Annotated in this window: 18 protein-coding genes; 12 read left to right on the plus strand and 6 right to left on the minus strand. The window is 59.7% G+C overall.

What is annotated here, in order from left to right:
- The first annotated feature begins 74 nt into the window (after nt 1-74).
- From AB1Z34_RS05740 to AB1Z34_RS05750, 3 genes are all read left to right on the plus strand, one after another.
- Nucleotides 75-1,226 (plus strand): cysteine desulfurase family protein, encoded by a 1,152-nt coding sequence (locus tag AB1Z34_RS05740; protein WP_042389246.1) that lies wholly within the window; start codon nt 75-77, stop codon nt 1,224-1,226.
- A gap of 63 nt (nt 1,227-1,289) precedes the next feature.
- Nucleotides 1,290-2,429, plus strand: coding sequence for a tRNA 2-thiouridine(34) synthase MnmA (gene mnmA / locus AB1Z34_RS05745; RefSeq protein WP_016422473.1), 1,140 nt, complete (start codon nt 1,290-1,292; stop codon nt 2,427-2,429).
- Nucleotides 2,426-3,478: a hypothetical protein gene (locus AB1Z34_RS05750; protein ID WP_016422474.1), complete on the plus strand. Its 1,053-nt coding sequence runs from the start codon at nt 2,426-2,428 to the stop codon at nt 3,476-3,478. The genes mnmA and AB1Z34_RS05750 overlap by 4 nt, the downstream gene beginning before the upstream one ends.
- A 5-nt stretch (nt 3,479-3,483) precedes the next feature.
- On the opposite strand, the gene AB1Z34_RS05755 is transcribed toward AB1Z34_RS05750, so the two are convergent.
- Nucleotides 3,484-4,644 (minus strand): ATP-binding protein, encoded by a 1,161-nt coding sequence (locus AB1Z34_RS05755; protein WP_016422475.1) that lies wholly within the window; start codon nt 4,642-4,644, stop codon nt 3,484-3,486.
- A 143-nt stretch (nt 4,645-4,787) separates the two neighbouring features.
- Nucleotides 4,788-5,456, minus strand: a complete 669-nt coding sequence (locus AB1Z34_RS05760; RefSeq protein WP_042388608.1) for a 3'-5' exonuclease — start codon at nt 5,454-5,456, stop codon at nt 4,788-4,790.
- 96 nt (nt 5,457-5,552) lie between these two features.
- On the opposite strand from AB1Z34_RS05760, the gene ligA reads away from it, so the two are divergent.
- Entirely contained in the window at nt 5,553-7,673 is a 2,121-nt protein-coding gene (ligA, locus tag AB1Z34_RS05765; protein WP_367158035.1) for an NAD-dependent DNA ligase LigA, read from the plus strand.
- A gap of 38 nt (nt 7,674-7,711) precedes the next feature.
- Here ligA and AB1Z34_RS05770 read toward each other — a convergent pair whose 3' ends face one another.
- The gene (locus AB1Z34_RS05770) at nt 7,712-10,078 is read right to left on the minus strand and encodes a glycogen/starch/alpha-glucan phosphorylase (protein ID WP_088611488.1); all 2,367 of its coding nucleotides are present in this window, start codon (nt 10,076-10,078) and stop codon (nt 7,712-7,714) included.
- Nucleotides 10,079-10,222: 144 nt separating this feature from the next.
- On the minus strand, nt 10,223-10,888 hold the full coding sequence (locus AB1Z34_RS05775) for an amino acid-binding ACT domain protein (protein WP_048735304.1): 666 nt from the start codon (nt 10,886-10,888) through the stop codon (nt 10,223-10,225).
- 227 nt (nt 10,889-11,115) lie between these two features.
- Between AB1Z34_RS05775 and gatC the strand changes: the two genes are divergently transcribed.
- The 7 genes from gatC (at nt 11,116) to AB1Z34_RS05810 (ending at nt 18,766) form a co-directional block, all read left to right on the plus strand.
- Nucleotides 11,116-11,409, plus strand: a complete 294-nt coding sequence (gatC, locus tag AB1Z34_RS05780; RefSeq protein ID WP_070603746.1) for an Asp-tRNA(Asn)/Glu-tRNA(Gln) amidotransferase subunit GatC — start codon at nt 11,116-11,118, stop codon at nt 11,407-11,409.
- Nucleotides 11,410-11,424: 15 nt separating this feature from the next.
- Nucleotides 11,425-12,939, plus strand: a complete 1,515-nt coding sequence (gene gatA, locus AB1Z34_RS05785) for an Asp-tRNA(Asn)/Glu-tRNA(Gln) amidotransferase subunit GatA (protein ID WP_016422480.1) — start codon at nt 11,425-11,427, stop codon at nt 12,937-12,939.
- Nucleotides 12,940-13,090: 151 nt separating this feature from the next.
- Nucleotides 13,091-14,122, plus strand: a complete 1,032-nt coding sequence (locus AB1Z34_RS05790) for a FecCD family ABC transporter permease (protein ID WP_367158053.1) — start codon at nt 13,091-13,093, stop codon at nt 14,120-14,122.
- Nucleotides 14,123-14,923 (plus strand): ABC transporter ATP-binding protein, encoded by an 801-nt coding sequence (locus tag AB1Z34_RS05795; RefSeq protein ID WP_367158037.1) that lies wholly within the window; start codon nt 14,123-14,125, stop codon nt 14,921-14,923.
- 10 nt (nt 14,924-14,933) lie between these two features.
- Nucleotides 14,934-16,058, plus strand: a complete 1,125-nt coding sequence (locus AB1Z34_RS05800) for an ABC transporter substrate-binding protein (RefSeq protein ID WP_367158038.1) — start codon at nt 14,934-14,936, stop codon at nt 16,056-16,058.
- A gap of 53 nt (nt 16,059-16,111) precedes the next feature.
- Nucleotides 16,112-17,143 (plus strand): ATP-dependent 6-phosphofructokinase, encoded by a 1,032-nt coding sequence (locus tag AB1Z34_RS05805; protein WP_005509630.1) that lies wholly within the window; start codon nt 16,112-16,114, stop codon nt 17,141-17,143.
- 159 nt (nt 17,144-17,302) lie between these two features.
- Nucleotides 17,303-18,766: a hypothetical protein gene (locus AB1Z34_RS05810; RefSeq protein WP_070643889.1), complete on the plus strand. Its 1,464-nt coding sequence runs from the start codon at nt 17,303-17,305 to the stop codon at nt 18,764-18,766.
- Between the two features lie 26 nt (nt 18,767-18,792).
- On the opposite strand, the gene AB1Z34_RS05815 is transcribed toward AB1Z34_RS05810, so the two are convergent.
- Complete coding sequence (locus AB1Z34_RS05815) at nt 18,793-19,626, minus strand: class I SAM-dependent methyltransferase (protein WP_367158039.1); 834 nt, start codon at nt 19,624-19,626, stop codon at nt 18,793-18,795.
- Nucleotides 19,627-19,679: 53 nt separating this feature from the next.
- Between AB1Z34_RS05815 and gatB the strand changes: the two genes are divergently transcribed.
- Complete coding sequence (gene gatB / locus AB1Z34_RS05820; RefSeq protein ID WP_367158040.1) at nt 19,680-21,188, plus strand: Asp-tRNA(Asn)/Glu-tRNA(Gln) amidotransferase subunit GatB; 1,509 nt, start codon at nt 19,680-19,682, stop codon at nt 21,186-21,188.
- Between the two features lie 12 nt (nt 21,189-21,200).
- Here gatB and AB1Z34_RS05825 read toward each other — a convergent pair whose 3' ends face one another.
- A complete protein-coding gene (locus AB1Z34_RS05825; RefSeq protein WP_367158042.1) occupies nt 21,201-22,277 on the minus strand; it encodes a glucose dehydrogenase in 1,077 nt (358 codons plus the stop codon).
- Nucleotides 22,278-22,346 lie beyond the last annotated feature (69 nt).

A 22,346-nucleotide genomic window follows, 5' to 3' on the forward strand; every position in this document is an offset into this window, starting at 1 on the left:
TAAGGCGCACGCAGCGTTATACTGCCTGCATGCTTAATGACCACATCGTTGCCGCTCCGGACGAGAAGAGTGAAATGAAGTCTGCTGCGAAGACCCGTTACTTTGTGGATCATGCCGCGACTACACCATTGCGCCCAGAAGCGCGCACGGCAATGGTCGAGAACCTAGGTCTGGCCAACCCCTCGGGGCAGTACGCCACCGCACGCATTGCGAAAAAGGTTCTGGAAGAGTCCCGAGAAGAAATTGCAGAGCTGCTCAGTGCCGATCCCATCGAGGTAGTTTTTACTTCCGGTGGAACTGAGGCCGACAATCTAGCGATTTCAGGCCTGTACTTCAAGGCCTCTGGCTCGGACATTGTGGTTCCACCAATCGAGCACGATGCAGTGTTGAAGACATGCCACCATCTGGAAAAGGAACACTGGGCCAAGATTGTTGAGGCTCCTGTAGGTGCTGATGGTCGCGTTGACATGGTGCAGTTCCCGGAGATGAGTCGGCAGAACACCGCGCTGGTGACGTGCATGTGGGCGAACAATGAGACCGGCACCATCCAGCCGGTGGAGGAGATTGCCAAGCGGGCGAAGGATGCTCGCGTGCCTTTCCATATCGATGCTGTGCAGGCAGCCGGACATCTGCCCATTGATTTCCACGCAAGTGGCGCCACTACAATGGCCATCTCCGCGCACAAGTTCGGCGGTCCCCGTGGGATTGGGGCGCTGCTTGTTCGTCGTGAAGCGAAACTTACCCCGCATAACAACGGCGGCGGGCAGGAACGCGGACTGCGTTCGGGCACGCAGGACGTGGCGTCGGCGGCGGGCATGGCGGCAGGACTGCGCGCGGCGGTGGACACGATGGCGGCGGACAATGAGCGAATCCGCGGTCTGACGCAGCAGCTCATCAGGGCAATCATGCACATCGACGGTGCGATTATCCACACCAGCGAGCTCGCTTTGCCGGGGCATGTCTACGCCAGCTTCCCGGGCGCGGAGGCCGATAGTTTGATCATGCTGTTCGATGCGGCGGGAATTGACTGTTCTACGGGATCGGCATGTAGCGCGGGCGTTAATCGTCCCTCGCACGTGCTGATGGCGATGGGCGTTTCGGAGCCGGAAGCGCGGTCGTCGATTCGTTTTACGCTGGGGTACACCTCGACGCAGGCGGATGTCGACGCCGTCATTTCGGCGCTGCCGGAAACGGTCGAGCGGGCGCGGCGTGCTGGCATGGCTTAGTTTTTGCCCCGTGGTGGTACGGTGACACGTGCACAAAATCTAGAGGGGAAAGGTTGCAACGCAATGCGAGTTCTTGCAGCAATGAGCGGTGGTGTGGATTCTTCCGTGGCTGCGGCGCGTGCATTGGCCGCAGGTCACGAGGTCGTCGGCGTGCACTTGGCGCTGTCGAAAGATCCGCAGTCCGTTCGCGCCGGATCCCGCGGCTGCTGTTCGCTAGAGGACTCCGGCGATGCCCGCCGCGTCTGCGATGAGCTGGGCATTCCCTTCTACGTCTGGGATTTCTCCGAGCGCTTCAAGGAAGAGGTCATGGATGACTTCTACGACTCCTACGAGCGCGGCGAGACGCCGAACCCATGCCTGCGCTGCAATGAACGCATCAAGTTCGCCGCTCTACTAGAGCGCGGCATCGCGCTCGGCTTCGACGCTGTGGTCACGGGGCACTACGCTTTGCTTGGCGACGACGGCCTGTTGCGCCGCGGCCGCGATGCGAAGAAGGACCAGTCCTATGTCCTGGGCGTGCTGGATCGCGAGCAGCTGCAGCGCTCGATGTTCCCGGTAGGAAACACCGAGAAGCCAGAGATTCGTGAAGAAGCCCGCGGGATGGGACTAGGCACTGCCAACAAGCCGGACTCTTACGACATCTGCTTCATCCCGGATGGCAATACCAAGGCGTTCCTGGGCGCGAAGATTGGCCGTCGCCCGGGCACCATTGTGGATAAGGAAACTGGCGACACCGTCGCTGAGCACGACGGTGTCTACGGTTTCACCATTGGTCAGCGCAAGGGGATTGGCCTGGCGGGGCCGATGCCGGATGGCAAGCCGCGCTATGTCACCGGCATTGATGCAGAGACCGGCACGGTGACAATCGGCACGGCTGTGGACCTGAATGTCAACGTGCTCGAGGCCGACCGTGCCATCTGGCTGGCCAACCCGGATGAGGTACTCGCTGCCTCGGAGGCCGGCAAGCTGCAGGTGCAGGTGCGTGCGCACGGTCGCCCCATCGACTGCCGCATTGAAGTGCTGGCAGGACCTGACGATGACGTCACCGGACGCGGTGGCGCCTTCCGGCTGCACCTGAGCGATCCGCTTCGTGGTGTCGCTCCTGGTCAGGCCGCTGTTTTGTACCACACTGACACTGCGGGCGACTACGTGCTGGGCTCCGGCACGATTGTCTCGACCGCCCGTGAAGAGGACTTGTCGTGACCTCCTTTGTCGGCCTTGGCCCGATGCCGGGCCGCAATCCACACGAGACGGCAGAGATTGTCATTGGCGAATGCCTGGAAGGTCACCTCACGCTACCGACGTTGCCCGCCCGTGGGTTCGGCGCCGATGCCGTCGGTCGCACGGCCGCCCTCATGGCTGACCTCGTCGTCGACAGGGGAGCGCGCTCCTGGAAAGTCGCCGACCGTCGTGGTCGCGCGAGTGCCTTGGCCACTGATTATCTCCACCGCGACATCGACGCGTGCGAGGAAGCGTGGGGACGCACCCCGCAGAAAATTCGCCTGACCGCTCTCGGCCCATGGACGATGGCGACTTCGGTGGAAAATGCCGCAGGCCATCTCATCGCCGTTGACCGCGGCGCCGTGAAATACTTCGCGCAGTCGCTGGCCGCGGGATTGGCTTCCCACATCGCCGATGTCCGTCGGCGTTTCGACAGCGACATCGAGGTACTTCTGGCAGAACCCGCACTCGGTGCAGTCGCACAGGGCAAAATCAAGGCCCCGTCCATGCTGATGGGCAACGCGGGCTATCTCCCCGCCCAGGGGCACCGCGAGATCGCGGAGATCTTCCTCGAGGTCACGGGGCCGCTGCGTGACGACGACATCGAAGTGACCATCGCGCTGTCGAGCCCCGATGGCCTGGCTGTTCAGGCCTTGGCGGATTCCGGTGCGGCCGGAGTGTGGCTACCTCGCAAAGAACTGACCACCACGCAGCAACTGGATTTTGCGGCTGCCGTGGTCGGTGCCGATATGTCCCTGGAGCTAGGTATTGTGCCAGTGACGGTCACGGAGCGAGAAGAGCACACGGGCGTCCCGGTGGCGACACCGGCTCGAGCACTCGCTGAGCAAGCAGCGCTGTTCTGGGATGAGCTGGGCTATTCGCGCCTACAGATTGCTGAGAGCCTGAATCTGGCGCCGATGGGCGGCTTTGCTGCCAGCTCCAATGAAGAAGCACAGGCGCAACTCGGCGCAGGCCGCAATGCCACGGAGCTTCTTCGTCGGGCAGCCGGTGACTTGGCTCGCGACGAATAGCGACCTTATTCCACCAGCGTATTGAGGTAGTCGGCGAAGTAGGGAAGCGTGAATTCCACGTATCCCGTTGACGCTGACACAATCAACTCGCGGTAAATCAGGTCATGGCGAAGCTGTGAGATGCCAGAGAGTTTGCGTCCCATGGTCTCTGCGATGACGCTCGTGGCCACGGGCTTTCCATTGGGAGAGAGGCGCGCCATCGCTTTGAGAAAATCAATCTGGCGAGGTGGCACTTTCCGCAGGCTGGGCGCATGAACTTGCAGCCCGATGCGGCGGATGGATTCCGCTGCGGCATCCGAGACATGCTGAGCGGTAATGGTGTCCGAGTGGGCCAACCTGGCCTTCGCCCAAGCGACTGAGCCAATGGTCTGTATGAGATACGGGTAGCCGTGGCTGAGTTCAGCGGCCAGCTCGACGGCATCCTCGGTCATCGCGCGTTCGCCGAGTTCTGCAGTTCTGCGAATGATGTCCTTGGTGGTCTCCACGTCCAATCGGCCCAGAGACACGCGTTCGGCACGGCGTAAGAATGTTGCGCCCTCTAGCTGGAGCAAGTCTTCGATACCGCTGGGCAGCCCGGCTGCGACAAAGGCAATCTCCGCATCGTCGCGATTTAGGTCCTGGATTGCATGGGCAATTTCGTTGAGCTGTGCGGGTTCTGCACTTTGCACTTCGTCGAGAGTGAGCAAGATGCCGGATCCCTGTGGCATGAGGAGAGCCGAGAGATCCTGAAGTTGGCTGAGCAGATTCCTGCCGGGCTCGGGCTGAGAAGTGCTGACTTCCGTCTTAAACCCGCCAATGCCGGCGATGGACAGGCCGGTGAGGTGACGGCCCCTGCCCGTCGGTGCACTGTCAATGGCACTGAAAGCGCGCGGAATGGTGACATCGGTGAGTTCAGAAATCATTTCAGAGCCGATGTGAGCACGCAGCACAATCCATCCCAGTTGCTTTGCTGCGGCTTCAAACTCGTTGAGAAGTACCGTCTTGCCGATTCCGCGGGTACCGGAAATTAGCGCGGTTCGCCAGGGATTACCGGGGCCTTCCGCCAGAGCCAGCTCAAACGAGTCCAGCTCGACATCGCGCCCACCGATGATGGCCGGGGATCGGCCGAATGTGGGGTGGAAAGGATTGCGTGGGATGGAGATGGCCTTGTCGCTGCGAGTGGTCACGCATCAATCATAGCAATGGATAATCCACATCGGCTTGGATAACTTGGATACACCGCCGAATTTTGGATATTTGGTTTCCATTGGATAATCACAAAACTCTGGATATTGGGAGGGCCGGAGAGGGTGGGGGGGGAACCCGCTGCTTAGTCCATCGGCCACCCGAAGGTGAAGTCCGACGTATCCTTACCCTTTTCGGCCAGGTACTGCTGCAAGTTTTTCTTGTACCGGTAGTACGCGACGGCCTGCAGCTCCATCAGCTCTTCTCCCGATTTTTCGGTTAGCTCCCGGTAGTGGCGCGCCATCACCCATGCGATGCGCGCAGCCGCCAGAGCATCTTCGGTGGCATCATGTGCCCCGTCCAGGCGCACCTGATAATGGCGGGAGACATCAGTCAATGTGCGTTTTTCACGACGTTCCGGGTCGAAGTAATTATCCAGCACAAAGGGGTCGACGACGAGGCCGTCAACGGTAAAACTGGGATCCTGCGAGCGCAGTACCGTCAGATCATAGGCCGCGTTATAGGCCACTACGGTCAGACCATCGCGCCAGGCAGCTCGAAGGCCGGCAATGGTATCCGCTAGCACTTCATCGTGCGGGCGCCCCTCCGCGCGAGCTTTTTCAGTAGTGATGCCATGCACATCAGACGCAGCTTGCGGAATTTCAACACCGGGATCAGCGAGCATGATGGTGGAATCTTTGCCCTGCTCAGTCAGTCGGACCAGCGCGGAAGTGACAATCTTGCAGGTGCGAGGATCCGTGCCGGTAGTCTCCAGATCAAACGCGAGCATGCGTCGCGGATCGAAATTATGCATGTCTCAACTGTAGCGGAGAGTGCGGATTCGCTGAGGGGCAGGAACAAGGTCAAGAGAATTTCCGTGTCCCCCGGCGCATCCGGGCAATGACATAGAATGAGCGACGTGACTTCCTCGACCGATGAGAACTCCGACCTGTCAACCTCCGATTTGTCTTCGTTTTCCAGCGCCCCCGCCTCCGAGCCAGCGCCGGCGGACGTCCGGGAGAAGTGGCAAGAGCTAGCAACTCGCATTCGTGAAAACGCTGCGCTGTACTACACCGCGCAGCCGGTTATCTCCGATGCTGAGTATGACGAGATGTTCCGTCAACTGCAGCGGTTAGAGGAGCAGTGGCCCGATCTGGTGGTGCCGGACAGCCCCACGCAGCAGGTCGGTGCGCAGGTCGACACGCCTGCCGACGGGGAAGTGTTCGAGCCCGTTGAGCACCTCGAACGCCTCTACAGCTTGGACAATGTTTTCGATGAGCAGGAGTTGCGCGGCTGGCTGGCCCGCACTCCGGCCAGCACGTATCTGACCGAGCTGAAAATCGATGGCTTGTCTATCGACCTGGTCTATGAGAAGGGTCGCCTAGTTCGAGCCGCCACCCGTGGAGACGGCCGCGTGGGGGAGAACGTCACCGCCAATGCGCGCACTATCGAAGATATTCCGCATGAAATCAGTGGCGAGAACATTCCCGACGTGCTCGAGGTGCGTGGTGAAGTCTTTATCTCGTTGGAAGAGTTCGAACGCATCAACGCCGATCGCGTCGAAGCGGGTCAGAAGCCGTTTGCCAACCCCCGTAACGCCGCCGCCGGTTCCCTGCGACAGAAGGATGTTGCAGAAGTGGCCAAGCGCCGGTTGTCCATGATTTGCCATGGAATTGGTCATATCGAGGGCTGGCGTCCACAGTCCCAGCACGAGGCATATCGTGCCTTGGACGAGTGGGGTTTCCACGTGTCGCCGTATACAAAGCAGGTTCATTCCGCGGATGACGTCGTCAAGCAGATGCAGTACTGGGGCGAGCACCGCCACGACGCCATCCACGAGATGGACGGGCTTGTGGTCAAGGTTGACTCCCTTTCCGAGCAGCGCGCGTTGGGCGCGACCTCGCGGGCACCGCGCTGGGCGATTGCCTACAAGTATCCGCCAGAAGAGGTCACCACGGACCTGCTGGATATTCGAGTTTCCATCGGCCGAACTGGTCGTGCGACGCCATATGCCGTGATGAAGCCGGTTTTCGTGGCCGGGTCAACTGTCGAGATGGCGACGCTACACAACCCTTCTGAAGTGCACCGAAAGGGTGTGCTCATCGGGGACCGTGTGACTATCCGCAAGGCCGGTGACGTGATTCCAGAGGTGCTCGGTCCCGTGGCCGATCTCCGAGATGGTAGCGAGCGAAAGTACATTTACCCGACTCTCTGCCCCGAGTGCGGTACTCGTTTGGCTCCGGCAAAGGACAGCGATGCCGATTGGCGTTGCCCCAATACCCGCTACTGCCCAGGCCAGCTGCGTCGTCGAATTGAATTCCTCGCCTCCCGCTCCGGGTTTGATATCGAAAACCTGGGGGAGAGGGGCGCTGCCGATTTGATTCATCGCGGCGTGCTTGACGACGAGTCCCGCCTCTTCGACCTCACCGAGGAAGATTTGCTCGGCACTGAGGTCTACACTACGGCTTCGCGGAAAACGCTGAATGCCAATGGTAAGAAGCTGTTGGCCAATATCGAGGCAGCTAAGGATAAAGAGCTGTGGCGCGTATTGGTCAGCCTGTCCATTCGTCATGTGGGCCCAACAGTGGCGCGGACCTTGGCACAGAAGTTCGGCTCGATGGAGGCGCTGCGCGCTGCGAGCCGCGAAGAGATTTCGGCCATCGATGGCATTGGCGAGATCATCGGCGATTCCGTGGCTGACTGGTTCGAGGTGGACTGGCACCGCGAGGTTGTCGAGCGCTGGGAAGCCGCGGGTGTGCGCATGGCCGATGAGGTCGCCGATCGTCCAGATCAGGTGCTAGAGGGATTGACCGTGGTAGTCACCGGCTCTTTGGAGGACTTCACTCGCGACAGCGCGAAGGAAGCCATTATCTCCCGTGGCGGTAAGGCCGCAGGGTCGGTGTCGAAGAAGACCGACTACGTGGTGGTTGGCGAAAACGCCGGCTCCAAGGCCACAAAGGCCGAGGAACTGGGCTTGTCCATCCTGGATGAGGATGGGTTCAAGCGGTTGCTGGAAACTGGTCAGGCCTAGCTGGGGCTAGCCCAGCCAGGATTTGGCCCAGCCGGGGCCTAAATCTTGGTCTCTTCCAGCTTCCAGACCTCATTGGCGTAATCGCGGATGGTGCGGTCGGAGGAGAAGCGGCCCGAACGGATGATGTTCAGGAAGCACTTCTTGGCCCATGCCAGCTCGTCGCGGTAGTCTTCCGCCATGCGGTCGCGGGTCTCGCGGTAGTCAGCGAAGTCGCCGAGGACGTAGTAAACATCGGCCGGCTCGTACCCGTTGGACTCCAGCAGCGAGAAGTGCAGGTCGTGGAACATTCCGCTGCCACCGTCAGCAAAAGTGCCGTCGACAAGCGAATCGACCGCGCGTTTGAGGCCCGGCACCGTTTCGTAAGTGCCACGCGGGCTGTAGGTGCGGCGCAGCTCCGGCAGTTCCTCTTCCAGCGCACCGAAGATGTAGGCGTTTTCTTCGCCGGCGGCGTCGACGATTTCGACGTTTGCGCCGTCCATGGTGCCCAGCGTCAGTGCGCCGTTCATCATGAACTTCATGTTCGAGGTACCCGAAGCCTCCTTACCGGCAGTGGAAATCTGCTCGGAGATGTCGGTGGCCGGGATGATGTGCTCTGCCGGGGTGACGTTGTAATTCTCAACGAAGGCGACCTGCAGGCGGCCGTCCATGTCCGGATCGTTGTTGACCTTGTCCGCGATAGCATTGATGAACTTAATGATGGCCTTCGCGCGAACGTAGCCTGGGGCGGCTTTGGCACCGAAGATGAATACGCGCGGTGGCACGTCCAGCGTTGGGTCTTCCTTGATGCGGTAGTAGAGATCCAGGATGTAGAGCGCGTTGAGAAGCTGGCGCTTGTACTCGTGCAGACGCTTAATCTGGGTATCGAAGATGGCGTCCGGGTTCACCGAAATACCCTGGCGGTGCTCCAGCCAGGTGGCGAAGTCCTTCTTGTTCTCGTGCTTGATCTCGAGAATCTCACGCAACACGGCCTCGTCGTCAGCAAACTTTTCGAGCTCAGCGAGCTTGTCCAGGTCAGTGACCCAGGCGTCCGAACCCGACAGGCGAGTCAGCAGTGCCGACAGGCGCGGGTTGCACTGGTTGAGCCAGCGGCGCGGGGTGACTCCGTTGGTCTTGTTGTTGAAGCGCTCCGGCCAGATATCGTGCCAGTCCTTCAACGTTTCGCGCTTAATGATCTCCGTGTGCAGGGCAGCAACACCGTTGATGGAGTACGCGGCGTAGCAGGCGATCCACGCCATGTGGATGCGACCATGAGAAATCGGCGCCATGTAGTCAATCTTGCCCTGGTCGAAGCCGCGCTCCGCGAGGTCTTCGCGGAAGCGGCGGTCGATCTCGCGGGTGATTTCCAGAACGCGGCCGAAGAGACGGTCAAAAATGGAGTATTCCCAGGTCTCCAACGCTTCTGCCAGAACGGTGTGGTTGGTATAGGCGAAGGTGTTGGACACGACGTTCCAGGCGTCGTCCCAGCTCATATCGTGCTCATCCAGGAGCAGACGCATCAGCTCTGGGATAGCGAGCACCGGGTGGGTGTCATTGAGCTGAATGGAGTTGTACTTGTGGAAATCGCGCAGGTCCTCGCCGTGATTCTCGATGTAAGAATCGATCATCGTCTGCAGCGAAGCGGAGACGAAGAAGTACTGCTGGCGGACACGCAGGACCTTGCCGTCATAGGTCGAGTCATTCGGGTAGAGCACGCGGCACAGGTCATGGACGCGTTCACGCTCGACAATGGCGTCGGTGAAGCGCTGCGAGTTGAAGGCGTCATAGTCGAACTCACGCATCGGCTCCGAGTGCCACAGGCGCAGTGTGCCGACGTTATCGGTGCCGTAGCCGGTAATTGGCATGTCATATGGAACAGCGCGCACGACCAAGTCATCAAAGGTGACAATCTTGGACAGTTCCTCGCGACGAATGACGAAGGGGTAGCCCTCTTCCATCCACGGGTCCGGGTGCTCATCCTGGAAGCCATCTTCGAAGGTCTGCTTGAACAGACCGTAGCGGTAGAGGATGCCATAACCGGTCACCGGCAGATTCTGCGTGGCACAGGAATCCAGGAAGCAGGCGGCCAGACGACCCAGGCCACCGTTACCGAGAGCGGCGTCGTGTTCGGCCTCGAGCACGTCTGTCAGATTCTTGCCGTACTTTTCCACGGCAGTAGAGGCCTCATCCACCAGACCTGCATTGAGCAGGTTGTTCAGTAGGGCGCGACCCATGAGGAACTCGGCGGAGAAGTAGTGCTGCTGGCGGGTAGCAGCGTATGCCTCCGTGGTGCGCTGCCAGTTGTCCGCTAGGTCATCGACAACAACCCGTGACAGACCGGACCAGAATTCCATCTCAGTGGACGACTGGGGGACACGGCCGGACTCGGCACGAATGTGGGATCCGACGAGGTCACTCAAGTTCGACATCAAAGAAGCTCCTTATTGACTGGTATCAGTTCCAGACTTTACCGCTAAGCGTGAATCACTGCGCTCCATAGGGGAGGAGCCTTAGGGTAAGAGCTTCGAGCAGAAGGGGGCAGCCCTCAGAAGAGGGCAGCCCATTAGCCGCTCCTAGTCGATGATCGCGCCGACAATCGTGCCAATCCGGCCCAAGTGCTCGACCTCACTTGGTAGGAAGTCCGGCCCGCCGGGCCGGCCAATAACGAGAACGAGGCCCTTGCCCATCGGAGTGGCGGCAATGGAGGAGTCCATAACTGTCCAGTCCTCCGGCAGCCACGTTTCTTCGTCCGGATCGAGGTTTCGCGGCGAGTCAATTGGGGCTTCCGGCAGAGTCCGGCCGTTATCCTCTGGAGCAGCGGTAGAGGAAGCACGACGTACCCAGCGGCCATCGCTCTGTTCGCCGAGGACGATAGCCCAGCCGGCAGTCATAGTCTGAGGCAGGCCGTCGACGACATCTCCGAGGGCACGATCCAAGTTCTTCGTGTGCTGTGAGAACTTGGCCAGCAGTGCAATCTGTCCGCGGCGGTCAACCGAGCCGGAGAAAGGCCTAATTGAATCGACTTCCACTCCGCTAATGGACTGAGCCGCTGTAATCAGTGTGTCCGGTAGCAGGCCCATGGGCAGGTCGACCACGATGTCGTCAACAACAACGCCATTAGCGCCGTAATCTACGACATCGACACTGCGAATATCACCTTCTACTTCGCCCAGGGCAGCCGCGACGTAGCCAAGTGCGCCTGGTTCGTCGGGAAGCTGGATGCGAAGGAGGTAACTCATGGCTGTGTGCACAACCTTTCGAATAATTGATAGTGATTGTTGCGGTGTAACTATAGAAGTAGTGATTTAGGCTACAGGGTAAACCTTTGAAATGTAAGACCCTGCGGACAACTGCTTGGCGACAACGACTACTGTTGGCAAGTACAGCCCGCTCGCGCGGTTCAAAATCAGTTTCAACTAAACTTCTGTGCACTAGCTTCGTACGAAGAAATGAAAGGGGTACTAGCGTGCCAGCTATCTCACGCGATGAGGTCGCCCACCTAGCGCGATTGTCCCGTCTGGCTCTGACTGACGCGGAACTCGACGAGTTCGCCGGTCAGATCGACGGCATTATTAACCACGTCCAGGCCGTTCAAAAGGTGGCTACGGATGATGTTGAACCGATGAGTCACCCCTCTTCGCTGTCCGGTGTGATGCGCGAGGACGTCGTCAAGCCGACGCTGACTGCGGAGCAGGCGCTGGACCAGGCGCCGTCGCAGGACCGCCAGCGCTTCGAAGTTCCCCAGATTCTCGGCGAGTAGGAGTACGTGGAAGAAATGACTGCAGCTAACCCGAACCTGCATGCCGCTGTTGCTGAGGACCCGATTCTGGGGCTGAGCGCTTTTGAGCTCGCACAGAAGATTCACGCTCGTGAGCTGACCTCGGTAGAGGTCACCCAGGCGTTCCTCGACCGTATCGCGGCAATTGATGAGGACATTCACGCATTCCTGCACGTCGGTGCCGAAGAGGCCCTGGCTGCAGCTCGCAAGGTCGATGAGTCGCTGGATGCTGGCGAGGAGCCGGCCTCCGCACTGGCCGGTGTTCCGCTGGCGCTGAAGGATGTCTTCACTACCACCGATGCGCCGACCACCTGCGCTTCCAAGATGCTCGAGGGCTACATGAGCCCTTACGACGCAACGGTTACTGCCAAGTTGCGTGCAGCTGGCATCCCAATCCTGGGTAAGACCAACATGGATGAGTTCGCGATGGGCTCGTCGACTGAGAACTCCGCTTACGGCCCGACTCACAACCCGTGGGATGTTGAGCGCACCGCAGGCGGTTCCGGTGGTGGCTCTTCCGCGGCGCTGGCCTCCGGTATGGCTCCGCTGGCTATCGGTACTGACACCGGTGGCTCGATTCGTCAGCCAGCAGCTCTGACCGCAACGGTCGGTGTGAAGCCGACCTATGGCACGGTATCCCGCTACGGCCTGGTCGCTTGTGCCTCCTCGTTGGACCAGGGTGGCCCGACCGCGCGTACCGTTCTGGACACCGCGCTGTTGCACGAAATCATTGCTGGCCACGACGAGAACGACTCGACTTCCACGGAGCAGCCGATTGCCGATGTGGTTGCTGCTGCCAAGGAAGGTGCTACCGGTGACCTCACGGGGGTTAAGGTCGGCATCGTCAAGCAGTTTGACCGCACCGAGGGGTACCAGGCCGGTGTACTGGACAGCTTCCACGAGGCCGTCGACAAGCTTAAGGAAGCTGGCGCGGAGGTTGTCGAGGTCGATTGCCCGAACTTCGACCACGCACTGAGCGCGTACTACCTGATTCTGCCGTGTGAGGTCAGCTCCAACCTGGCTCGTTTCGACGGCATGCGTTACGGCCAGCGTGTTGGTGATGACGGTACGCACTCCGCCGATGAGGTCATGGCTATGACCCGTGCCGCTGGTTTCGGCGATGAGGTTAAGCGACGCATCATCATCGGTACCTACGCGCTATCGGTCGGCTACTACGACGCCTACTACATCCAGGCACAGCGTGTCCGTACCTTGATTCAGCAGGACTTCGAGCGGGCCTTCGAACAGGTGGATGTCCTGATCTCGCCGACCACTCCGACCACTGCGTTCAAACTGGGCGAGAAGGTTGACGACCCGCTGAGCATGTACATGTTCGACCTGTGTACTCTGCCGCTCAACCTGGCCGGCATGTGTGGCATGTCCGTGCCGTCGGGCCTGGCTGAAGACACCGGCCTGCCGGTGGGCCTGCAGATTATGGCTCCGCGCCACGGTGATGATCGTCTGTACAAGGTCGGCGCGGCCTACGAAAAGGTTCGTGGCCCGATTGCATAAAAGCGCTCAATAAGCGTTAGTCGGTTTTCTTCAACCGTCGTTTTCTCACCGAAGTGGGAGAGCGGCGGTTGTTGTCGTGCCGGGGGAAATTTCATACATGCGCAGGAACGCAAACATGAAGAGAGTCAGAATTAAAAGCCCGCCGCGGTTTATGCCGTGGATTTATGGGCTGGTCATTGTCATAGCCATTGCCGTCAGTCTGGTCGCTGCGGTGGTCTTCGGCTCGGCGGATATCACCTGGTCCACCACGACACAGGTCATTTCGCATCACCTCTTCGGCACTGAGCTCGATGAGTCTGTGCCCGCCAGTTCGGACACCATCATCTGGAATCTCCGCGCTCCCCGGGGAATTCTCGCAGCGATTGTAGGGGCGGGGCTAGCTGTCTCCGGTGTGGCTATGCAGACATTGGTCCGTAACCCGTTGGCAGACCCGTATCTGCTAGGTATTTCCGCGGGTGCCGGCGCCGGTGCGACCGCGGTGATCATCTTTGGTGCTTTCTCCGGTAGCCCCATCGCGCCGCTGACATTCGGCGCACTCCTCGGTGCAGTCATGGCCACCCTCGCAGTCGGCGCCTTCGCTACGGCCGGGGGAGGACTAACCCCGCTGCGTTTGGTGCTCTCTGGCGTTGTGCTCTCCGCTGCGTTTTCCGCGCTGAGTAGCTTCATGGTCTTCGCTGGGCCAGACCCGAGGGCCGCGCAGTCTGTGATGTTTTGGATGCTGGGCTCGGTTGCCGGTGCGACATGGGTGAAGACACTCTTCCCGCTCATCGTCCTCATCGCAGTACTGTTGTTTTTCCTGTTCAAGGCCCGTCATCTCGATGCGCTGGCAACTGGTGAGAGCACCGCAGCGGCCGTAGGTATTGACGTTTCTCGGCTACGCACGCAGGTATTTGTGCTCCAGGCTGTCCTCGTCGGCACGCTCGTGGCGGTATCGGGCGGTATCTGGTTTGTCGGCCTGGTGATTCCGCACTTGACCCGCATCTTGGTAGGTGCCACGCACCGCGTTGTCCTACCGGTTGCTGCACTCATGGGTGGGCTGTTTCTCATCTGGGTGGACATCATCGCGCGCGTAGTGGGCGGAAGCCAGGAAATGCCGCTGGGCGTGGTCACGGGACTGGTTGGCGCACCGCTCTTCCTCTACCTCATGAGCCGCTCGCACTACAGCTACGGAGGTGCCGAGTAAATGAGCGCCCCACAAAAATCTGTCCTCTCCGCGAAAGATGTGCGCTGTGACATCGCCGGACGCACCATCGTCAGCGGAGTCAACCTCAGCTTCGGCGCGGAGCCCATGACCGCCATCATCGGTGTTAACGGCGCGGGCAAATCCACGTTGCTGCGTGCGCTCGGCGGAATCACGAAACCGGCCGCGGGCGAGGTCGAGATTAACGGCACATCGATGAGTTCAATCAGCTCGAAGCACCGCGCTCGTGATCTCGCTTTCGTCGCACAAAACGAGGTCCCACCCGCCGAAATGCGCGTGCGCGACTTTGTCTCCCTCGGTCGGTTGCCCTACCAGCGCCTTTTGGGTGGCAACACTGCCGAGGACAACTCCCACGTCGACCGTGCGCTGGCGCTCGTAGGTCTGGAAACAGTCGCGCAACGCCTGTGTGGGCAGCTCTCGGGCGGGCAACGTCGTCGCGTATGTTTGGCGCGCGCCATCGCCCAGGACTCGCCGATTATGCTTCTCGACGAGCCCACCAACCACCTCGACGTGCGCCATCAACAATCCGTCCTCCGGCTGGCCCGCTCCAGCGGAGCGTGTGTCATTGCCGCCATCCACGACTTGGACCTGGTGATGAACCACTTCGACCGCGTCATCGTGGTCGCGGACGGCGGTATCGCGGCCGACGGCATCCCCGTAGACGTGCTGACCCGCGACTTCGTCGCCAAAATCTTTCAGGTTGAATCCTGTCAGCTCAATTCTCCCTCTGGCCGCCGTCATCTCGCAATCGATAGCGAGCTGGATGCTGCCACCATCAACTAGGAGTACTCCCTTGAATAACGCACATGCTTTCCGACGTCCCCTGCGTGCCTCAGCAGCTGGTACCGCAGTGGCTGCACTGGTATTCGGAGCCGCCGCCTGTGGCTCTGATGAGGGAACGCAGGCTTCGTCGTCAGGCCTTACCCTCACCAACTGCGGTGAAGAAGTCAGCTACCCGGGTGTAGCTAAAAAGCTGCTCATCAACGACGGTAATATCGCCTCGCTGGCGCTAGCTGTGGGGGCCGCGGATGAGATCACTGCAGTGAGCTCTATGGCCTCGCACCTGCCGGTGTTGACCGCAGCTTACGGCGATGAAATTGCGCAGAAGCCAGAAGTTGCGAAGGAATACCCGAATCTGGAGCAGGTTATTGCGGCCGATCCGGATCTGATGCTGGCGGGCTGGGGCTATGGATTTAGCGAGGATAAGGGTATTACCCCGGAATCGCTTTCCGAGCACGGTATCGGTGCCTACACCCTGACGGAATCTTGCCGCACTGGTGACGCAGCCTCGGCGGGCAAGGAAGGCAGTGGCGACCCGGGGCACACTCGTGGTCTGGTGGACCCGTGGGAAGCCGTCAAAATCGATTTGAAGAACATCGCTACTTTGACCGGACACGACGGTGAGGGCGACAAGGTTATTGCAGATATTGATAACCGTCTGCAAGCCCTGGATGCCGCGCCGAAGGGCGACAAGAAGCCGGTGGGCTTCCTCTTTGACTCTGCCGGTGAAGCGCCGTTTACCTCGGGTTCTTTTGGTGCACCGCAGGGCATCCTGGAAAAGGCCGGTGCGACGAATGCAGCCGAATCTATTAAGGACACCTGGACCACGATGTCCTGGGAACATGTCGCGGAAACGGAACCCGACTTCATTGCGCTGGTGGACTACCCAGGTCAGACCTTCGAAGAGAAGATCAAGGTTTTGCGCACGAATCCGGCAACGAAGGATCTAGAGGCGGTCAAGGAAAATCGCTTTATTAACCTGCCGATTGCATTGTGGACGGAGTCTCCGCTGAATATCGATGCCGCCGAGTACGTGCGCAAGGCACTCGAAGAATATGGTCTTCTGCCGGCGTCGGAGGTGACGACGAAGATGGAGCTGCCATCCGAGCTGCCGGGGCAAGAGTACCTGCAGAAGTAGTTTTGACCAAGGCTGTCAAGCACGATCTGACTAACGCGACTAAGGTGGGCATCATGCGAATTGCGACCCTTACCTCCGGTGGAGATTGTCCCGGTCTGAATGCCGTTATCCGTGCAATTGTCCGTACCAGCTCGAGTGAGTACGGCTCAACCGTTGTCGGCTTTGAGGACGGTTGGATTGGTCTTATGGAAGACCGTAGGGTTCAGCTTTACGACGACGAGCGGATTGACCGCATGCTGCTGCGTGGCGGCACGATGCTGGGCACCGGCCGCGTGCACCCGGACATTCTCATGTCCAACCTCGACCGCATCAAGGAAAACCTCGCTGATGCGGGCATCGATGCCCTGATTCCAATCGGTGGCGAAGGCACGCTGAAGGCCGGCAAGTGGCTTTCGGACAACGGGGTGCCGGTCGTCGGTGTTCCGAAGACCATTGATAATGACGTCAACGGTACGGACTACACCTTCGGTTTCGACACTGCAGTGGCCGTTGCCACCGACGCGGTTGACCGTTTGCACACCACCGCGGAATCCCACCAGCGCGTCATGATTGTTGAGGTCATGGGCCGACACGTGGGCTGGATTGCATTGCATGCGGGTATGGCCGGTGGTGCTCACCACATTGTCATTCCGGAAAAGCCATTCGACATCAATGAGATTGTGAAGTCGATGGAACGCCGTTTCCAGATGGGCGAGAAGTACGGCATCATCGTCGTCGCCGAGGGCGCCACCCCGAAGCCGGGCACCATGGATTACGAAGAGGGCGGTGTCGACCAGTTCGGCCACCAAACCTTCAACGGCATTGGTCAGGTTATTGGTGCGGAGATTAAGAAGCGCACCGGGTACGACGTGCGCACCACGGTGCTTGGCCACATTCAGCGTGGCGGTACGCCTACTGCGTACGACCGCGTACTGGCTACCCGCTACGGTATCCACGCGACCCGTGCGGTCCACGAGGGCGATTTCGGCAAGATTGTTGCTCTCCACGGCGAGGACATTCAGCGTATCGACATCGATGATGCGGTCTCAGAGTTGAAGGTTGTACCTGAGGGGCGTTACCGCGCAGCTGCTGCGCTGTTTGGCTAAATGCGTTGGTTAAGCACGCTTTGCTAAACATTTCGGCACATCTTCATAACGAAATAGGCGTACGGCCCGGGTTGGTGTTTCAATCACCAGCCCGGGCAGTATGTTTTATAGGGTTCCAGTTTTTTTGAAAAATAGAAGAATATTTAGGATTTTCTCGCTATGTGGAAAAGAGCCACAACAATTGCAATGGCCTTTGTCGGCCTAACTGTCGGTGCCGGATTCGCCTCCGGCCAGGAAATGATGCAGTACTTCGTGGCATTCGGCACCAACGGACTGTGGGGTGTGATACTTGCCTCCGTCGTGATGATTGCCAGTGGTCTGGCGGTACTGTCAATTGCCAGCTATTTGCAGGCTGACGAACACTCCGAGGTCTTCGACGTAATCACCCGCAATTGGGTTTCGAAGATTTTGGATATCGCCGTGATGATCACGCTGTTCTGTACCGGCTTCGTCATGTTCGCCGGTGCCGGTGCGAACTTGAACCAGCAGTTCGGACTTGAGGTGTGGATTGGTGCCGTCATCATGGTTGCCCTGACATTGGGTGTCGGCATGCTGGATGCCGACAAGGTCAGCCGCGTGATTGGCATGATCACTCCGTTCATCATCGTGTTCTTGCTTGGTGCCGGTATCTACACTCTGTTCACCACCGACACGTCGATGTCGGAGGCTGCGCAGTACACCAATGAACTGTCGACATCGCTGCCGCACTGGTCTATTTCTGCCCTGAACTATGTTGGTTTCTGCGTGATGGTGGCCGTGTCGATGTCCATCGTCATCGGCGGTAGCTACCTGAACCCGCGCGAAGCTGGCATCGGTGGTCTCATGGGCGGCAGCATCTACGCAGGTCTGCTGACCCTGGTGACCTTTGCCCTCTTCTTCAAGGTCAAGGACGTTGGCCATGAGGATATGCCGACTCTGGCAATCGTCAATGAAATCCACCCGGTCCTGGGTACCGTGATGGCGATCATCATCTACGCCATGATTTTCAACACGGCCATTGGCATGTTCTACGCGCTGGGCCGCCGCCTGACGCGCAATACTCCGCACCGCTTCCGCTTGGTGTTTATCGTGACCGTGCTGATTGGTTTTGGCCTGAGTTTCTTCGGGTTCAAGGCTTTGGTCGGCTCCATCTACCCGGCCCTTGGATACGTCGGTATTGCTCTCATCGTTGTTCTGTGTGGTGCGTACTTGACTGGACGTAACAAGCTGATGGAGGAGTCGAAGCGCCGCGGCCGTATCCGCAAGCTCGCTCGCCGGAAGATGCATCCGAACAAAAAGTTCACCACCGCGGATCAGAAGAAGCTCGATCGAGCTTTGGCTAACTCCAACATTTCCAACGTCGACCTTCAGGAAAGCGTTCGCGATGACATCGTCGAGGAATTGGTCAGCGACGATAACGTGGACTTCACTGAGGATGACGCCGAGCGCATCGTAGAAAAGGACAATGAGCGGCTGGAGAAGCTCTCCGAAATTGAAGAGGCCTCTGACGCGGACAATCCTCGCGAGACTGCGAAGAACTCCTTCCCAGGCGAGGCCGTAGACACCGCTCCGAAGAAATTGGCAGGACAGACTAAGAATGCATTCAAGCGCGTGGCTCACCCTAAGTCGAAGAAAGAAAATTAACTAGCGCGACTAGGCAACTTGAAGATTTAGGCAGCTCGAAAATAGAAGGCATCGCACCGGTAGGGAAGGGCGATGCCTTCTTCGTATGTGTGCCCCAAGTGTTCGTGGAGATACCAGTGCAAGTTCGCCTCCACCTTGGCGCGTGTGGCGGGCTTGGAACGAAGCCAGTAGGAACGTGTCCGTGCCAGCAACACGATGTCCTCGATAGTCAGAGTCTGTTCCCAGGCCAGGCGTACCTCATCGACTAACTCCAACTCTGGACCAACCTCGGGGTAGAAGCCGGGGCGCAACACGTCGCCGGCGTGCATGATGCGGCTGAGCCGATGCACCCACGGTACGGAGACATCCAAGGTGTTCCAGACCAACATAGCCACGCCATCCGCACGTAACACCCGAGCGAGTTCTTTACTTGCAGCTGTCGGGTCCACCCAGTGCCACGTCTGCGCACATGTTGCTACATCGACGCTGTCGGACTCCAGTCTCATGCGCTCCGCAGTACCGTTCAGGCATTCCGCCGCTGGCACATTGTGCATCAGAGCTTGCCGCATCGCGGTGGAGGGATCGAGTGCCAGCAGGGTGGCATCGCGGTAGACGTCGGCAAGCGAGGCGGTGAGTTTTCCAGTGCCGGCGCCGATATCGGCGACTACCTGTGGGCGCGGTGCAAGGCGGGTCAACGTATCGATGACCGCTGGAGGATATCCGGGACGCACGCGGTGGTAGCCCGAGGCGCCGTCGGCGCTTTCCTGCAGGTCGTTGTCGAAAGTAGCGCCTGCGCGGTGGCGGTCAGCGGCGTCGCGGAACGTTGGCGTATCGCGTGCTGACGTCGGTGGAATCGGTGGGTGTTCGTTAACTCCGGGCACGACTTATACCCTAGGGCACGCACGCGGGGCCATCGCTAGTAGACTCTACAAACATGACCGCTGCATACGCTGATGACTTGATGGACTTTGATGAGGTCCTCGAACGTTTTGACCCGGTAATGGGCATGGAGGTTCACGTCGAGCTCTCGACGAATACCAAGATGTTCTCCTCCTCCTCGGCCAACTTTGGTGCCGAGCCGAATAGCAACGTCGATCCCTGCAGCCTCGGCCTGCCGGGCGCGCTGCCCGTGGTTAACCGTCAGGGCGTTGAGTGGGCCATCAAGATTGGCCTGGCGCTGAACTGCGAGATTGCTGAGTCCTCCCGCTTCGCGCGCAAGAATTACTTCTACCCGGACCAGCCGAAGAACTACCAGATTTCGCAGTACGACGAGCCAATCGCCTACGACGGATATCTTGACGTTCAGCTTGACGACGGCACGGAGTTCCGTGTCGAAATCGAGCGCGCTCACATGGAAGAAGACACCGGCAAGCTGACGCACCTGGGCGGTGCCGATGGTCGTATTCACGGCGCCACGCGTTCGCTGGTGGACTGCAACCGCGCAGGTATTCCGCTGATCGAGATTGTGACTAAGCCGATTCTCGGTGCAGGGGAGCGAGCCCCAGAGGTTGCTCGTGCGTACGTTTCTGCACTGCGTGACCTGGTGAAGTCCCTCGGTGTCTCCGATGCCCGCATGGACCAGGGCTCGATGCGTGTGGACTCCAACGTTTCCCTGCGCCCAATTGGCCAGGAGGAGTTCGGTACTCGTACCGAGACTAAGAACATCAACTCCCTGAAGTCGGTTGAACAGGCTGTTCGCTACGAGATGCAGCGCCAGGCTGCTGCGATTACCAATGGCGAGGAGATCGTTCAGGAAACACGCCACTACCAGGAGACCGACGGTACGACTTCTAAGGGCCGCCCGAAGGAGTCGCAGTCGGACTACCGCTACTTCAACGACCCGGATTTGCCACCGGTTATCGCTCCGCGTGAGTGGGTGGAGGAAATCCGCGCAACTCTGCCGGAGCTGCCGTGGGTTCGCCGCGCTCGCATCCAGGAAGAGTGGGGTCTGAAGGACGAGGAAATGCGCGACCTGGTTAACGCCGGCGCACTCGACCTGATTGTCGACACCGTCGAAGCCGGTGCCGGCCCAGCTGAGGCTCGTTCCTGGTGGGTCGCCTACTTGGCGCAGAAGGCCAACGAGGCAGGCGTGGAGCTGGCTGGGCTCGCAATTACTCCGGCACAGGTCGCCCGCGTGATTGCACTGATTGAAGAGGGCAAGCTGACCAACAAGCTGGCCCGTAAGGCCGTTGACGGCGTGCTCGCAGGCGAGGGCGATGTTGATGAGGTCGTTGCTGCCCGTGGCCTGGAGGTCGTTCGCGACGACGGTGCTATTGAGAAGGCCGTCGACGATGCACTGGCTGCTAACCCGGACATCGTCGAGAAGTACCGAGCTGGCAACAAGAAGGTCGTCGGTGCCATCGTGGGGCAGGTCATGAAGGCCACCCGCGGCAAGGCAGACCCGGCTCAGGTCAACCAGCTGATTGCGAAGAAGCTGAGCTAGCCTCCCTGAAAGCTAATCCGGGGAACCGCCGGCGGCACCATCGCTCGGCAGTCTGACGACGCGCTCGTCGGACTCCGACGGTTGTGCCCCGGCGGTTTTGTTGGTCGTGGCACCCCAAACTTCAATACCCTGATTTGCTGCGACAGCCGCTACATACGAGATGTGGCCGAAGTCGCCGTCGACAAGCACTTCAGGGGAACCCTTGACCTCCCACGCCGCGTCGGGCCCACTTGACTTCGGACCCACCGGCATGGAGATGACCTTCTGCGCGTCTGGGATGGCAATGACCACGCGGTCACCCATCACTGCGCATCCACCGATGGAATCGTTCAGGTCCACACCGCCGAGGGGATTAATCACAGGGCCGGTGAGCTGAACCAGCTGTGGGGTGCCGTCGAGAATGGCGGTTGCCAACGGCGGCATTCCGTCCGGACCATGGCAGAACTGCTGAAACTCAATGCCTGGATCTCCCACGAGCAATTTGCGCGGGGACAGGGTGTCCGAAGTTCGGTCAAAATAGATTCCGAGAATGCCGGGCTCGCTGAGGTCCGGAAGTTCGCGCACATCAGCGGTGCCGCCCTCCACGAGGGTGACGCGCGCGATGGTGTCGTCGTCACGCAAAACAAAGACCTGGCGGTCCTCTTCAACCGAGGGACTGGGCAGCAACTGTTTTGCAGGGGCGCCCAACCGTGCGACCTCACGCGGTCTCTTACCCGGTGCGACAACGGTGAGCGCACCGTCGTCGGTGGCGACGAGAGCCTCCCCAGGGCCGGTTGAGGCTAGCGCGGTGGTAAGCGGTAGGCAGGCCGCGAGAGTGACATCGTCGAGGTCGCAGGGACCTTTGTCTTTGGCTTTGCTTTCCGTGGTCGGGACCGGGGTAGAGGGCAAATCAGGGGAGGAAAACTTCGGCATGGCAATGCCTGTCGGTTCTGACTTGTCTTCAGTAAACGGCAACTCAAGCGCGCTCGAGGCACTCATGCAGCCGGAAAGAGAGACCATCCCGACAACACCAGCAGCGAGTGCAGCACGACGATGCCGCCCGCGAGCGCGAGCCTGTGCACTGCTGGTGTGGACGAGGTGGAATCCCATAGGCATACACAATACAGCCTCGTTTCCCGGCCACGCCTGCGACCAAAAGTGAGGCAGTAGTTTTAATGT

It is taken from the genome of Corynebacterium sp. 045007 (genome assembly GCF_040743205.1).
GTDB lineage: Bacteria > Actinomycetota > Actinomycetes > Mycobacteriales > Mycobacteriaceae > Corynebacterium > Corynebacterium jeikeium_D.